Source organism: Micrococcus sp. 116 (genome assembly GCF_902506395.1).
Taxonomy (GTDB): domain Bacteria; phylum Actinomycetota; class Actinomycetes; order Actinomycetales; family Micrococcaceae; genus Micrococcus; species Micrococcus luteus.
The window spans coordinates 1,288,069-1,300,315 of the sequence record NZ_LR732370.1 but is presented as its reverse complement, the minus strand read 5'-3'; the positions used below and the strand labels follow the sequence as shown (position 1 = coordinate 1,300,315).

The 12,247-nt window shown below is 74.8% G+C and carries 15 protein-coding genes; 9 read left to right on the top strand and 6 right to left on the bottom strand.

Annotated features, from left to right (window positions below; translation table 11 throughout):
• Positions 1-74 precede the first annotated feature (74 nt).
• Positions 75-827 carry a LysM peptidoglycan-binding domain-containing protein gene (locus CITRIK5_RS06010; RefSeq protein WP_044659782.1) on the bottom strand — a complete coding sequence of 251 codons (753 nt, stop codon included), beginning with the start codon at positions 825-827 and terminating at the stop codon, positions 75-77.
• A gap of 156 nt (positions 828-983) precedes the next feature.
• On the opposite strand from CITRIK5_RS06010, the gene CITRIK5_RS06005 reads away from it, so the two are divergent.
• Entirely contained in the window at positions 984-1,541 is a 558-nt protein-coding gene (locus CITRIK5_RS06005) for a hypothetical protein (RefSeq protein ID WP_036383497.1), read from the top strand.
• 15 nt (positions 1,542-1,556) lie between these two features.
• Here CITRIK5_RS06005 and CITRIK5_RS06000 read toward each other — a convergent pair whose 3' ends face one another.
• Positions 1,557-1,781, bottom strand: a complete 225-nt coding sequence (locus CITRIK5_RS06000) for a helix-turn-helix domain-containing protein (RefSeq protein ID WP_123244132.1) — start codon at positions 1,779-1,781, stop codon at positions 1,557-1,559.
• A 225-nt stretch (positions 1,782-2,006) separates the two neighbouring features.
• On the opposite strand from CITRIK5_RS06000, the gene CITRIK5_RS05995 reads away from it, so the two are divergent.
• The 3 genes from CITRIK5_RS05995 to CITRIK5_RS05985 are packed head-to-tail and all read left to right on the top strand — an operon-like array spanning position 2,007 to position 5,718.
• Positions 2,007-2,654 carry an SAF domain-containing protein gene (locus tag CITRIK5_RS05995; RefSeq protein ID WP_123244131.1) on the top strand — a complete coding sequence of 216 codons (648 nt, stop codon included), beginning with the start codon at positions 2,007-2,009 and terminating at the stop codon, positions 2,652-2,654.
• Positions 2,655-2,656: 2 nt separating this feature from the next.
• Positions 2,657-4,240, top strand: a complete 1,584-nt coding sequence (locus tag CITRIK5_RS05990; protein WP_123244130.1) for a tyrosine-protein kinase family protein — start codon at positions 2,657-2,659, stop codon at positions 4,238-4,240.
• On the top strand, positions 4,210-5,718 hold the full coding sequence (locus tag CITRIK5_RS05985; protein WP_134415753.1) for a sensor histidine kinase: 1,509 nt from the start codon (positions 4,210-4,212) through the stop codon (positions 5,716-5,718). Before CITRIK5_RS05990 ends, CITRIK5_RS05985 begins: the two co-directional genes overlap by 31 nt.
• 62 nt (positions 5,719-5,780) lie before the next feature.
• Here CITRIK5_RS05985 and CITRIK5_RS05980 read toward each other — a convergent pair whose 3' ends face one another.
• Entirely contained in the window at positions 5,781-6,029 is a 249-nt protein-coding gene (locus tag CITRIK5_RS05980; protein ID WP_002854852.1) for a WhiB family transcriptional regulator, read from the bottom strand.
• Between the two features lie 365 nt (positions 6,030-6,394).
• On the opposite strand from CITRIK5_RS05980, the gene CITRIK5_RS05975 reads away from it, so the two are divergent.
• Entirely contained in the window at positions 6,395-6,871 is a 477-nt protein-coding gene (locus CITRIK5_RS05975; RefSeq protein WP_012750967.1) for a hypothetical protein, read from the top strand.
• 67 nt (positions 6,872-6,938) lie between these two features.
• Here the strand turns inward: CITRIK5_RS05975 and CITRIK5_RS05970 are convergent, their stop codons facing one another.
• Positions 6,939-7,310 (bottom strand): DUF1844 domain-containing protein, encoded by a 372-nt coding sequence (locus CITRIK5_RS05970; protein WP_036313345.1) that lies wholly within the window; start codon positions 7,308-7,310, stop codon positions 6,939-6,941.
• A gap of 328 nt (positions 7,311-7,638) precedes the next feature.
• On the opposite strand from CITRIK5_RS05970, the gene infC reads away from it, so the two are divergent.
• The 4 genes from infC to CITRIK5_RS05950 all read left to right on the top strand — a co-directional run bounded on the left by infC (position 7,639) and on the right by CITRIK5_RS05950 (position 10,417).
• On the top strand, positions 7,639-8,697 hold the full coding sequence (gene infC / locus CITRIK5_RS05965) for a translation initiation factor IF-3 (protein WP_236557201.1): 1,059 nt from the start codon (positions 7,639-7,641) through the stop codon (positions 8,695-8,697).
• A gap of 15 nt (positions 8,698-8,712) precedes the next feature.
• Positions 8,713-8,907: a 50S ribosomal protein L35 gene (rpmI, locus tag CITRIK5_RS05960; RefSeq protein ID WP_002853699.1), complete on the top strand. Its 195-nt coding sequence runs from the start codon at positions 8,713-8,715 to the stop codon at positions 8,905-8,907.
• 89 nt (positions 8,908-8,996) lie between these two features.
• Positions 8,997-9,383: a 50S ribosomal protein L20 gene (gene rplT, locus CITRIK5_RS05955; RefSeq protein WP_002853696.1), complete on the top strand. Its 387-nt coding sequence runs from the start codon at positions 8,997-8,999 to the stop codon at positions 9,381-9,383.
• Positions 9,384-9,520: 137 nt separating this feature from the next.
• Positions 9,521-10,417, top strand: coding sequence for an RNA methyltransferase (locus CITRIK5_RS05950; RefSeq protein ID WP_134415757.1), 897 nt, complete (start codon positions 9,521-9,523; stop codon positions 10,415-10,417).
• 112 nt (positions 10,418-10,529) lie between these two features.
• On the opposite strand, the gene CITRIK5_RS05945 is transcribed toward CITRIK5_RS05950, so the two are convergent.
• Positions 10,530-10,802, bottom strand: coding sequence for a GlsB/YeaQ/YmgE family stress response membrane protein (locus CITRIK5_RS05945; RefSeq protein ID WP_134415759.1), 273 nt, complete (start codon positions 10,800-10,802; stop codon positions 10,530-10,532).
• A 142-nt stretch (positions 10,803-10,944) separates the two neighbouring features.
• The coding region (locus CITRIK5_RS05940; protein WP_236557151.1) for an MFS transporter at positions 10,945-12,247 on the bottom strand (1,303 nt) is incomplete at its 5' end.

Genomic DNA, 12,247 nt, shown 5'->3' with positions numbered 1-12,247 from the left:
GGGGCGGGTGGCGAGGGTGGTCATGGCGGTCTCCTGAGGACGAGGCGAAGCGGGGGAGTGCAGGGTCGTGGATGTCATGGCCGTGGTCCGTCCACGCCGGCGTGCGGGGTGAACACGGGGGAGGTCAGCACGGTGCCGGGCAGCAGCAGGTGCGGGTCGTCGCCGATCACCCGTCGGTTGGCCTCGTACCAGCGGCGCCAGCGGGCGTCGATCTCTCGGGGGGTCGCGTCCGGGCCGAGCTCGGCGGCGGCGAGGTGCCACAGGCAGTCGCCGCGCCGGACGGTGACGGTCGGGTGGTCCGGATCCGCACGGCCGGTGCCGGCGCCCGGTGGGGCCGGCGCCGGGGGCCGGGGCGTCCACGCGGCGTCCGGCGCCGGGGCCTCGACGCCGGTGGCGTGCGCAGGCACCGCAGCCACGGTCCAGGAGGCGTCCGGCACGGGATGAGCCGCGTCCGCCCACGCGGCCGGTGCCGCGAGCAGCTGGGCACCGACGACGGCGCCTGCCACGCGTCCGAGCAGGGCGGGAGTGAGGCTCCGGCCCAGGCGGGCCCAGGCCGGCCGACCCGCGCGGCGCCCCAGCGCGACGAGCGCCAGCCCGATCAGGCCCACCGCCCACCATGCGAGCAGTCCGAGCCCGGCGAGACCGGCACCGAGGCCCAGCACGCGGGTCAGTTCCGCCCCGGGCGCGCTGGTGCCCGTCTGCAGCAGCGCCGCGGCACAGGCGAGCAGACCGGGACCGGCCAGAAGCAGGACGGTGAGGCCGACGGCGTCCGCCGCGTCGACCGGACGGGTCGGGGCCGGGCCGGCCGGTGATGTCGAGCGCTCCATGGATTCCCCTCCTGTGCGTCCGTCCGGCCGGGATCCCGCGATCAGGCCGGTGATGATGATCACAGTGAACTGCACGGGCCGATAGGTGTCAAGAGTGATGTTTGATGATGTTTGATGACGACCGATGTCCGGCGCTGAGCCTCCTATGCTGAGCGCATGCGGTGGAACGGACTCTTCGACGACCTGGAGGCGCACTGGGCCGACCTCGGCTGGCAGGAGACGGTGGCCGAGGCCGCGGAGCTGACCCGAGCGGAGTGGATGGCGCTGTCCCTGGCCGACCGCCTGCGCGGAGCCCGAGGGCGGCAGGTCCGGCTCCACCTGGCCTGGGGCGAGGTCGTGGACGGCGTGGTGCACACGGTGGGCCAGGGCTGGGTCGGCGTGCACGTCGACGGCTCGGGATCGGCGATCGTCGCGGTGGACTGCGTGGCGGCCGTGGAGGCCGACCTGACCCGGGCCGTGGCCGCGCCCGAGCTCGCCGCGGCCGGCTGGGGGACGGTGCTGCGCGGCATCGCGCGGACGCGCCAGCCGGTGGCGGTGACGGGACGCCTCGGCGCGGCGCTGGCGGAGGGCACCGTGGACCGGGTCGGCGGCGACCACCTCGACATCGCCCGCCACCCGCGGGACGAGGCCCGGCGGGCCGCGGCCGTCCGCGGGCGGCTCGTCATCCCGTTCGGGGCGCTGGGGACGGTCCGGACCGCGCTGCGCCCCGCCTGAGCAGACCGTGTGGGCTCAGCGGGCCTGCGCGTCCGCCTCGGTCCACTCCCGGACGCGGGCGCGCGTCACTTCCTTCTGACGTTCCACGTAGTCCTCGAGCCAGGACAGCTCGATGCGCCACTGACCGCGGCCCCCGACCTGGATGGCCTGCAGCTCACCCGAGCGGACCAGGGCACGGGCGGCCTGACCGGAGATGTTCAGGGTCTCCGCGACGTCGGTCAGGGTGAGAAAGCGCTGCACGGTGCTCCTTCGGTCGAGGCGTCCAGGACGGTCGCGGGCGGCCCACGACGTCGACCCATTCAACCCCGGGAACACCCGGAGGCGACACTTTTCCACAGCGTACGCGGCGGATCCGGCGATCCACGGCCCCTGTGGTTACTCTGGGCGCAGCGCGGAGGGGCCGACACCGACGGGGTGCCGGGGCCGCGGCGGCCCGAGGGGCCGGTCCGAAGGGGGGAACATCCGGTGTCCACGACCATGTCCGCGTCCGCCGAGGGCGGCCGTCTGCGCCGGCCCCGCTGGCGGGATCCCCGGCTCCTCGTCGGTCTCGTGCTCGTCCTCGCCTCGATCGCCGGCGTCGTGGCGCTGGTCGCCTCCGCCCAGCGGACCGCAGCGTACTGGACGGCTGCGGAGGACCTGCCCCCGGGCACACCCATCGCGTCCGGGGACCTGCGCCCCGTGGAGGTGAACCTCAGCGAGGCCGGCGAGCGGTACCTCAGCGCCGATGCTCCGGCTCCCGAGGGGCGGATGGTCTCCGGGACTGTCCGGGCCGGTGAGCTGCTGCCGGCGGCGGCACTGGTGGACGCGGACCCGGACGGCCGTCGTCCCGTCGGGGTGGCCCTGGACGAGCCGCTGCCGTCCGGCGTGGGCGTGGGAGACCGCGTGGACGTCTGGGTGGCCATGCCGGCGGAGGGAGGCCGCGGCCATGCAGACCCGGCCCGGCTGGCCGAGGCGCTCGAGATCTCCGAGGTCACGGCGGAGCAGAACGGCTTCGGCGGCTCGGGCACCACCCGGGTGCAGCTGCTGGCACCAAAGGAGACCCTGCCGCGCATCGTGGACGCGAAGGTGAAGGACGCGCGGGTCACCCTCGTGCCGGCCCACGGGGTGCGCTGACCGTGCGCATCGCCCTGGCCACCACCGTCCAGCCGGGCCTGGACCACATCGGCCCGCTCGAGCGGCACCAGACGGACATCACGGTCCTCCGCCGGGCCGAGGACATCGCCGAGCTGCTCGCCATCGCCCGCTCCGGTCTCGTGGACGCGGTCCTCGTGGCCGGGGACACCGAGTCCCTCACCGCCGCCTTCCTGGAGGAGACGGCCCGGCTGCCCCGACCCGTGGGCGTGGCGGCGCTCAGCGAGGTCCGTGCCGAGCGGCGTCGTCTCCGCAGCATGGGGGTGCCCTGCGTGCGCGCCGACGCCGACCCCGAGCAGATCGCGGCCGTCGTCGTGGAGTCCGCGAGCGCCGCCGCGGAGGGCCGCCGGCCGGAGACCTCGCACGGGGAGGACGCCGACCACGCCCGGGATCACGCCGAGGACCTCGACGACCTGCCGATCACCCTGGAGACGCTCGGCGCGGACGAGGTGCCCGGCCTCACGGACCCCTGGCGCGACGCCGACGAGCCCGACGACGCCGGGCCGGGCGCCGCCCCCGCCGCGGCCACCCCCGACGACGGCCCCGCCACCGCGGGCGAGGGAGCCGACCCCGCACCCTCTCCGGAGGAGGGCGAACCGACCGCACCCGCGCGGGAGTCCCTGGTGACCGTGGTGTGGGGTCCCACCGGCGCCCCGGGACGCACCACCGTCGCCGTGAACCTCGCCGCCGAGCACGCCGTGGCCGGCCGGAACACGCTGCTGGTCGACCTGGACACGTACGGCCCCGCCGTCGGTGTGCACCTGGGGCTGACGGAGGAGTCGGCCGGCGTGTCGCGGGCCGTGCGGCGGGCCGACCACGGCCGACTGGGCGCCGCCGACCTGGCGGCCGCGGGCGTCCGCGTCCGCGTCGCCGGCGCGGACCTGACGGTTCTGACGGGGCTCACCCGCGTGGACCGGTGGCCCGAGCTGCGCCCCGCCGCCGTCTCCGCGCTGATCGCGGCCGCCAGGGAACACTGGGACCGCGTGGTCGTCGACGTCGGGTTCGGTCTCGAGCAGGACGAGGAGTTGTCCTTCGACGTGCCCGCCCCACAGCGCAACGGTGCGACCCTGGCGGCGCTCGCCGCGGCCGACGAGGTCATCGCGGTCGGCGGGCCGGACGCCGTCGCCCTGCCCCGCCTGGTCCGCGGGGTCGAGGAGCTGGCGGAGGCGGCCCCGGCGGCACGGCTGCGCGTCGTGGTCAACCGGCTCCGGCCCGCCGCCGCCGGCGTCGCCCCGCGCGGGCAGGTCGAGGCCGTCTGGAACCGCTACGCCTCGCCGGCCACGCCCCTGGAGGCGTTCCTGCCGTGGGACCCGGCCGCCGCGGACCCCGCGCTGCTCGCCGGCCAGGTGCTCGCCGAGGCCGCTCCGAACAGCCCGCTGCGTCGCGCCCTCGCCACGCTGGCCGGTGTCCCTGCCCGCCCCGCCCGCCGCGGACGGCACCGCGCACGGCCCTCGCAGACCATCGCCGCCGTGTCGTCCGACGCCGCCCGCGACGCCACGGACACGGGCCGCCCGGCACGTCGCCGTACCCTGATCCCATGGTCAGTTCGCTCGCGCAGGACCCCCTGACGTCGCACCCGGACATCGGAGACGAGGACCGCGCCTGGCTGCAGCGGCTCGTGGGGGACTGGCAGCTCGTGGCAGACCTGGCGCTCGCGGACCTCGTGCTCTGGTGCCCCGTGCCCCGCCGCGACGAGGCCGGAGGGTTCGTCGCGCTCGCCCAGGTCCGGCCCTTCACCGCTCCCACCCTCTTCCACCGCGACATCGTGGGCTCGCGCGCCCGCGCGGACCTGCGGGCCGTCGTCGGGCAGACGTGGCATGGCGGGGAGCGGGCCGAGGGGGCCGGCCCCGTCGAGGCCCCGGGAGGCACGCTGCAGGTGCGTCTGTGGCCGGTGGTCCGCGCCGGGAGGGTCATCGCGGTCGTCTCCGCGCACGCGGACCCGAACGGCCGGCCGGCGCGCTCGGTGATCGAGGAGAACTACAGCCGGACGGCCAGCACCCTGCTGGACATGATGCAGCACGGCCGCTGGCCGGCGCCCGAGGAGCCTCCCGGCCTCTGGGCAGGCGGCACGCCGCGGGTGGGGGACGGCCTCGTCGTGCTCGGGCCGGACTCGGTCGCCGAGTTCACCAGTCCCAACGCGGTCTCCGCCCTGCGCCGGCTGGGCATCGCCTCAACGCTCGAGGGGCACCGGCTCACCGACGTCCTGGCCAGCACCGACGCCGCCCGTGTGCCCACCGACGAGGGGACGTGGGCCGTGCTCACCGGGCTGCGTGCCGGACGGCGGGAGGTGCAGTCCGGCGGGGCGTCCCTCACGGTGCGCTCCGTCCCCCTGCTCGGTCCGGACGGCTGGCAGGGGGCGCTGCTGCTGCTGCGCGACGTGACCGAGCTGCGCCGCCAGGAGCAGCGTCTGCTCACCAAGGACGCGACCATCCGCGAGATCCACCACCGCGTCAAGAACAACCTGCAGACCGTGGGATCGCTGCTGCGCATGCAGGCGCGGCGCACGTCCTCGCCCGAGGCGGAGCGTGCGCTGCGTCAGGCGATGCAGCGGGTGGACACGATCGCCCTCGTCCACCAGACGCTGAGCGAGGAGATCGAGGACCAGGTCCCCGTGGACGGTCTGCTGCAGCGGCAGTTCCGCCTGGCCGTCGAGGTGGCCGGGGACGGGCGGCCGCTGCAGGTCGCGGTCACGGGCGAGTTCGGTGAACTGCCCTCCCACGTGACCACGCCGCTGGCGCTGGTGCTCAATGAGCTGGCGGCCAACGCCGTCGAGCACGGCACGGCGCCGGGCGGTGGCTGCGTGGGCCTGCACGCCGACCGCGAGTCGACCCCCGCGGGAACGGTGCTGGTCGTGTCCGTGACGGACGGCGGCCCCGCCGCCCCCGACGGATGGGTGCCGGGGGAGTCTCCCCGCGCGGGCGAGGGATCGGGGCTCGGCCTGCGCATCGTGCACTCGCTCGTGGAGGGGGACCTGCGCGGCACCCTGCGCTGGGAGCGGTCCGACGACGGCGGCACGCGCGTCGTGCTGCGACTGCCCCTGACGTGAACCCGGCCGGGCTTGAGGACGGCCCCGTCGACGTCGTCGACGGGGCCGGTGGTCCGGGTGGGTCAGGAGGCGCGGCGGGCACGCGCGGCGCGGCGCTTCATGGCGCGCCGCTCGTCCTCGCTCATGCCGCCCCAGACGCCCGAGTCCTGGCCGGACTCCATGGCCCACTTCAGGCACGTGTCCACGACCTCACACGAGCGGCACACCGCCTTGGCCTCCTCGATCTGCAGGAGGGCGGGGCCGGTGTTGCCCACCGGGAAGAACAGCTCCGGGTCCTTGTCCAGGCACGCTGCTTTACTGCGCCAATCCATCGGTCCGCTCACTTTCTGTCGGAAGAACCGGAGCCCGCGGGCGCCGGTGGTCACGGCCTCCGCCGGCGGCGGGCGCGGGGGCCGGCGCGGACGACGCGCGGCACGACCGATACGGAGGGCGACCCTGGTCATTGCAACGGGGACCGCCTTCGTACGAACGCGGCCCCCGGAAATCTCTCGCATGCCATCCTCGCACGGCCCTCACGAGTGAACAAGAGGTGAATGAGGTGCATCACCGCGCTGCACTGCGAGTCCTTCGTCACACCATGCCCTGACCGAGGCGCCGCCGCGGACGTGGTCCGCGCGCCGCCCGGCGTACCGTGGGGGACACGTCCGTCCCCGCAGCCGTCCGCAGGAGAGGCCCCATGGCACAGTCCCGCCGCCCCGACCCCGTCGCCCCGTCCGAGTCGTCGGGCGCCGACGCGACGACGGTCCCGCCCCGCCCCGGACGGGGCCTGCCGGTGGCCGTCCTCGTGGTCGCCGCGGCGCTCGTGCTCGAGGGGGGTGCGCTCCTCTGGTTCGCCGTGGACGCGGTGGTGCATGCGGCGGACGGGGTGCTCCCGGCCGGCGCCCGCGTGATGCTGATCGTCATCTACGCGCTGCTCGCCCTGTGGATCCTCGCGACCGCCGTCGCCCTGCTGCGCGGTCGGGCGTGGAGCCGCGGCGCCGCCGTCGCGATCCAGCTCTTCAGTGTGCTCCTGTCCTCGTGGCTCTTCAGCGTGGACGCCGCCGCTCTGGGTGGGCCGCTGCTCGCGGTCTCCGGCGTCGCGCTGCTCACCCTCTTCACGACGCCGGTCACCCGGCATCTCGCCCCCGCCCCGGAGGCCTCGACGGACGCCTGAGCCCCGCCCCGACGACGACGGCGCGCCCCCGGCCAGGGGCGCGCCGTCGTCGTCATCGGGGCCGTGGTCAGTTCACCGGGCCGGTGAACTTCTCGCCGGGGCCCTTGCCCGGGGCGTCCGGGAACGGGGAGGCCTCACGGAACGCCAGCTGCAGCGAGCGCAGCCCGTCGCGCAGCGGTCCGGCGTGCTGGCTGCCGATCTCGGGGGCCGCGGCCGTGACCAGCCCGGCGAGGGCCGTGATGAGCTTGCGGGCCTCGTCGAGATCGATGAGCTCGCGGGCGTCGGGGGAGTCGGCCAGGCCGCACTTGACGGCGGCGGCGGTCATCAGGTGCACGGCGGTGGTCGTGATGACCTCGACGGCGGGGACCTCGTGGATGTCGCGGATCTCGGCGGGGGCGTCCATGGGGGTGGCGTCCTGGGCCTGACGTTCGTCTGTCATGGTGGTAAGCTTCCCATAGACCACTCGTGGTCCGCGCAAGACCTCGTCATCCGGTGACCCCGGGGCGGGCATGCACGGGCCAGGAGCAGCAAAGTGGAGGCCTCTCTCCCACCCGCGCCAGCAGGATGTCCGGTTCGCCCCGGGCCGAGTTGCCGGGTCGCCGGTCGGGACCGCCGCGTCGTGGCGCGCAGCCCGCACCGAGGGTCCCGTCCGACGGGATCGTGTCGAGGCCTCCGTCTGCGTCCGCGCAGGGGAGGCCTTCCTCGTTTCCGAGGGCCCCTCCGGTGGGCGCGGGGTCACCCGTCGTCTCACACAGAGGAGCAGCACCATCAGCGATCCCCGCATCAACGAGCGTATCCGCGTTCCGGAAGTCCGCCTGGTCGGCCCGAACGGCGAACAGGTCGGCATCGTCCGCGTCGAGGACGCCCTCCGGCTCGCCGCCGAGGCGGACCTGGATCTCGTGGAGGTGGCCCCCACGGCCAAGCCTCCGGTGTGCAAGCTGATGGATTTCGGCAAGTACAAGTACGAGGCCGCGGTGAAGGCCCGTGAGTCGCGCAAGAACCAGGTGAACACGGTCCTCAAGGAGGTCCGCTTCCGCCTGAAGATCGACAAGCACGACTACGAGACCAAGACCGGCCACGCCAAGAAGTTCCTGAGCCAGGGCGACAAGGTCAAGGCCATCATCCAGTTCCGCGGCCGTGAGCAGCAGCGTCCCGAACTCGGCATCAAGCTGCTGCAACAGTTCGCCGAGGACGTCGCCGAGCTGGGCACCGTCGAATCGCAGCCGCGCCAGGACGGCCGCAACATGGTGATGGTGGTCGGCCCGCTGCGCACCAAGGCCGATGCGCGGGCGGACCAGCGCAAGAACTCGGCCGAGAGCCACCGCGAGCGTCAGGGCGGCGGTTCGCGTCGCGACCAGGCCGCCCGCGAGGCCAAGGAGCGCGCCGCGCAGAAGGCGGCGTCCGACTCCGCCCCGGTGCGGAATTCGGTCGGGGATGCGTTCCCCGAGCAGCTGAAGGCCATGGCCGCCCGGACGCAGGAGAACGCCTCCGCGGCCCCGGCCGAGACGACGCAGGCGCCGAAGACCCCGGCCCCGGCGGCTCCCCGCCCGGCCGCGGCCGCCCCGGCTGCGAAGCCGGCCTCCAGCGCCACGCCCGCATCGGCCCCGAAGCCGGCCGCGACGCCGAAGCCGCAGTCCTCGGCTGCGCCGGCTGCCACGCCGAAGCCGCGGTCCGCCGCCAAGCCGGCCGCGCCGTCGTCGGCGAGGTCGCGGCCCCAAGCCCGGTCCTCGGGCCTGACCCCCCGGGGTCGCCACAGACCAGCCCGGTCCGGACGGACCGGGGTGACCAGCACTGCCGTGCGCGCCGCGCACGGCAGCGATGAGTGAAGGAGAACGGCAGCCATGCCGAAGATGAAGACCCACAGCGGTGCCAAGAAGCGCTTCCGCGTGACCGGCTCCGGCAAGATCATGCGCCAGCAGGCGAACCGCCGCCACTACCTGGAGCACAAGTCCTCGCGCCTGACCCGCCGTCTCAAGGGCGACCAGCTCGTCTCCAAGGGCAGCATCAAGCAGATCAAGCGGATGCTCGGCATCTGACACCCCCTCCGGCCTCGCCGGAACCCCTTCCTCCTCGGCCGTGACGCGCCAGTGCGCGCCCCGGGGACCACACAGATTGGAGTACGCACGTGGCACGTGTGAAGCGGGCAGTGAACGCCCACAAGAAGCGTCGGACCATGCTGGAGCGCGCCTCCGGCTACCGCGGCCAGCGGTCTCGCCTGTACCGCAAGGCGAAGGAGCAGATGCTCCACTCGTTCACCTACAACTACCAGCATCGCCACAAGCGCAAGGGTGACTTCCGTCGCCTGTGGATCACCCGCATCAACGCGGCCGCCCGCGCCAACGGCATGACCTACAACCGATTCATGCAGGGCCTCAAGCTGGCCGGCGTCGAGGTGGACCGCCGCATGCTGGCCGAGATCGCCGTCTCCGACGCCGCGACCTTCGCCGTGCTGGTGAAGACCGCCCGCGAGGCGCTGCCCGCAGACGTGAACGCCCCCGCCGCCTCCCGCTGAGCCGGCTCCGGGGCCTTGAGGGCCCCCACCACCACGTCCCAGGCGTGAACACCACCGCCGACGGGGCGGGTCCTCCACCGAGGCCCGCCCCGTCGGCGTCTGCGCATCCGCAGCTGAGCCCCGACCAGAAAGACCCCATGACCCCGCACGCCGAGCCGATGACCCATCCCCGCGCCGAGCGCGTGCGCGCGGTGGCAGCCCTGGCGGGCCGCTCCGCCCGACGCCGGACGGGCACGTTCCTCGTCGAGGGGCCGCAGGCCTGCCGCGAGGCCCTGCGCGCCCACCTGGGGGAGGGGCCGGAGGCCGCCGCGGGGCAGTGGCGCGCGGGGCGGGTGCTGACCCAGGTGTACATGTCCGTCGGACTCGTGGACCGGGACCCCGCGCTGGCCGAGCTCGTGGCGCGCGTCCGGGACCGCCCGACGCCGGGTGGTGAGTGCGTCCTGGTGCGCCAGGCCAGCGACGAGGTGCTCACCGCCATGGCCGACGCCGTGACGGGGCAGGACATCGTCGCCGTGGCGCGGATGCCGGAGCCGCAGGCCGTCGAAGCGGTCCTCGGGGAGGCGCGCCTGGCCGCCGTGCTGTGCCGCGTGCAGGACCCGGGGAACGCCGGCACGGTCATCCGAGCCGCGGACGCGGCCGGGGCGGACGCGGTGGTCCTCACGCCGGGCTCCGTCGACCCGTTCAACCCCAAGGTGGTCCGGTCCACCGCCGGGTCGCTGTTCCACCTGCCCGTGGTCACCGCCGTCCCCGCAGAGGCGGCCGCGGCCGCCGCCCGGGCCGCAGGCCTGCAGGTGTGGGCCGCCGACGGCTACGGCTCGGATCGGCTCGACGCCCTCGCCCCCGGCGTGGTCGCCGCGCCGACCGCGTGGCTGTTCGGCAACGAGGCCCAGGGCCTGGACGGCGGCGAGCTCGCGCTGGCGGACCGCCGGGTGGCGGTGCCGCTGTATGGGGCCGCGGAGTCCCTGAACGTGGGGACCGCCGCCACGGTGTGCCTGTACTCGTCCGCGATGGCGGGGGCACGGCGCGCCGGCTGACGGGGCGCACGAGGCGGCGGCAGCCGTCCGGAGACGCAGATGGGGCGGGGATCCACGTGGATCCCCGCCCCATCTGCGTGTTCCCGGGTGGAACCCGGGCCGCTCAGCTCACTCAGGCGCGGGTGCCGGTGCGGCGGGTGATGGCCTGCCACACTGCGGCGACGATAACGCCGCCGATGATCGCGAAGATCCAGGTGCCCAGATCGAAGAACTTCTCGTTCACGTCGAAGTCGAACAGCAGGGAGGCGATCCAGCCGCCGAGGAGAGCGCCGACGATGCCGGTGAGGAGGGCGCCGAGCCACCCGCCGCCCTGACGTCCGGGGAGGATGGCGCGAGCGATGGCGCCGGCGATGAGACCAAGCACGATCCAGCCAAAGATGCCCATGATGATGGTTCCGTTCGGGTTGCGAATCTGACGTACGAGAAGGAACGTAGCAAGGGATTTTCACGGGGGGCCACCTCTGGCGCCCCGACTTTTTCGAGATTCTCCGACGTGACGAGGTTCGCCCCGGCCTCGTGTGGGAGATTCAGCGGGGCGAGCCGCCGTCGTCAGCCCGGACGCCGGGCCGCGCCGCGACGTCGCGGCGCACGAGCAGGAACGCCAGCACCAGGCCCGCCAGGGCGATGCCCGCGCCGACCAGCGGCGGGGTCCGCAGCGACGCACCGGCCCCGATCGCGGCGGCCCCGACCCACGCGCCCATCGCGTTGGCCATGTTCAGCGCGGAGTGGTTGAGCGAACCGGCCAGCTGGGGTGCGGTGGGCGCGGAGTCCACGAGCAGCACCTGCAGGGACGGGGCGATCCCGGAGCCGCTGACGGCCACGCAGAAGAGGAACACGATCATCACCGGAGCCCACGAGGCCGTCAGCGCGACGGCGGCCAGCGAGACCGCGCTGAGCCCGAAGCTCAGGCGCAGGGTGCCCACCGGGTCGCGGTCCGTGAGGGCGCCGCTGACGAGCGTGCCGATCACCATGCCGACGCCGTAGAGGGCCAGCACGGCGGGGACCCACCGTTCCTCGAGGCCCGCGACCTCCGTGAGCAGCGGCGCGATGTAGGTGTAGAGCGCGAACATGCCGGCGAAGCCGATCACGCCCACGGCCACCGTCGCCCACAGGCGGCCGGAGGCCAGACCGCGCAGCTCGCGGCCGACCGAGGCGCCCGCGGGGGCCGGCACGGACGGGACGAGCCACGCGGTCGCCCCGACGCACAGGGCCGCGCAGACCGCCACGATGACGAACATCCAGCGCCAGCCGACGGCCTGCCCGAGCGCCGTCGCGCCCGGCACGCCCAGCACGTTGGCCACGGACAGCCCGGCCATCACCCAGGCCACGGCCTGGCCGCGGCGGGCGGGCCCGGCGAGGTCCGCCGCGGCCAGGGCGGCCGCGGAGAAGTAGGCGCCGTGGGGCAGGCCCGACACGAACCGGGCCGCCATCATGCTCCCCATGTCCGGGGCGAGGAACGCGGCCACGTGCCCCACGACGAACAGCAGCATCAGCACGATGCTCGTGACCCGCCGGTCGACGCGGGCGAAGGACGCGGCCAGCAGGGGAGCGCCGATCACGACGCCCAGCGCGTACATGGAGATGAGCACGCCGCCGGCCTCGAGACCGATGCCGAGGTCGGCCACCGCCTGCGGCAGCAGGCCCATCATCGCGAACTCCGTGGTGCCGATCGCGAAGCTGCCCAGGGCCAGCGCGAGGATGGCCGGCAGCAGACGCACGCGGCGGCCGCCCAGCAGCGCGCCGGGGCCCGTCGGCGCGGTCGGTGGGATGGACGGGTCCGGGCGCGTCGGACGCGGGGCGCGGGGGGAACGGTCGTGGGCGCCGTCGGCG

Bases quoted from the DNA above. Each gene is read 5' to 3' on its own strand.
- rpmI (WP_002853699.1), top strand. From the start codon at position 8,713: ATGCCGAAGATGAAGACCCACAGCGGTGCCAAGAAGCGCTTCCGCGTG.
- CITRIK5_RS05970 (WP_036313345.1), bottom strand. From the start codon at position 7,310: ATGACAGACGAACGTCAGGCCCAGGACGCCACCCCCATGGACGCCCCC.
- CITRIK5_RS06010 (WP_044659782.1), bottom strand. From the start codon at position 827: ATGGAGCGCTCGACATCACCGGCCGGCCCGGCCCCGACCCGTCCGGTC.
- CITRIK5_RS05985 (WP_134415753.1), top strand. From the start codon at position 4,210: ATGGTCAGTTCGCTCGCGCAGGACCCCCTGACGTCGCACCCGGACATC.
- CITRIK5_RS06005 (WP_036383497.1), top strand. From the start codon at position 984: ATGCGGTGGAACGGACTCTTCGACGACCTGGAGGCGCACTGGGCCGAC.
- CITRIK5_RS05945 (WP_134415759.1), bottom strand. From the start codon at position 10,802: ATGGGCATCTTTGGCTGGATCGTGCTTGGTCTCATCGCCGGCGCCATC.
- CITRIK5_RS05975 (WP_012750967.1), top strand. From the start codon at position 6,395: ATGGCACAGTCCCGCCGCCCCGACCCCGTCGCCCCGTCCGAGTCGTCG.
- CITRIK5_RS05950 (WP_134415757.1), top strand. From the start codon at position 9,521: ATGACCCCGCACGCCGAGCCGATGACCCATCCCCGCGCCGAGCGCGTG.
- CITRIK5_RS05980 (WP_002854852.1), bottom strand. From the start codon at position 6,029: ATGGATTGGCGCAGTAAAGCAGCGTGCCTGGACAAGGACCCGGAGCTG.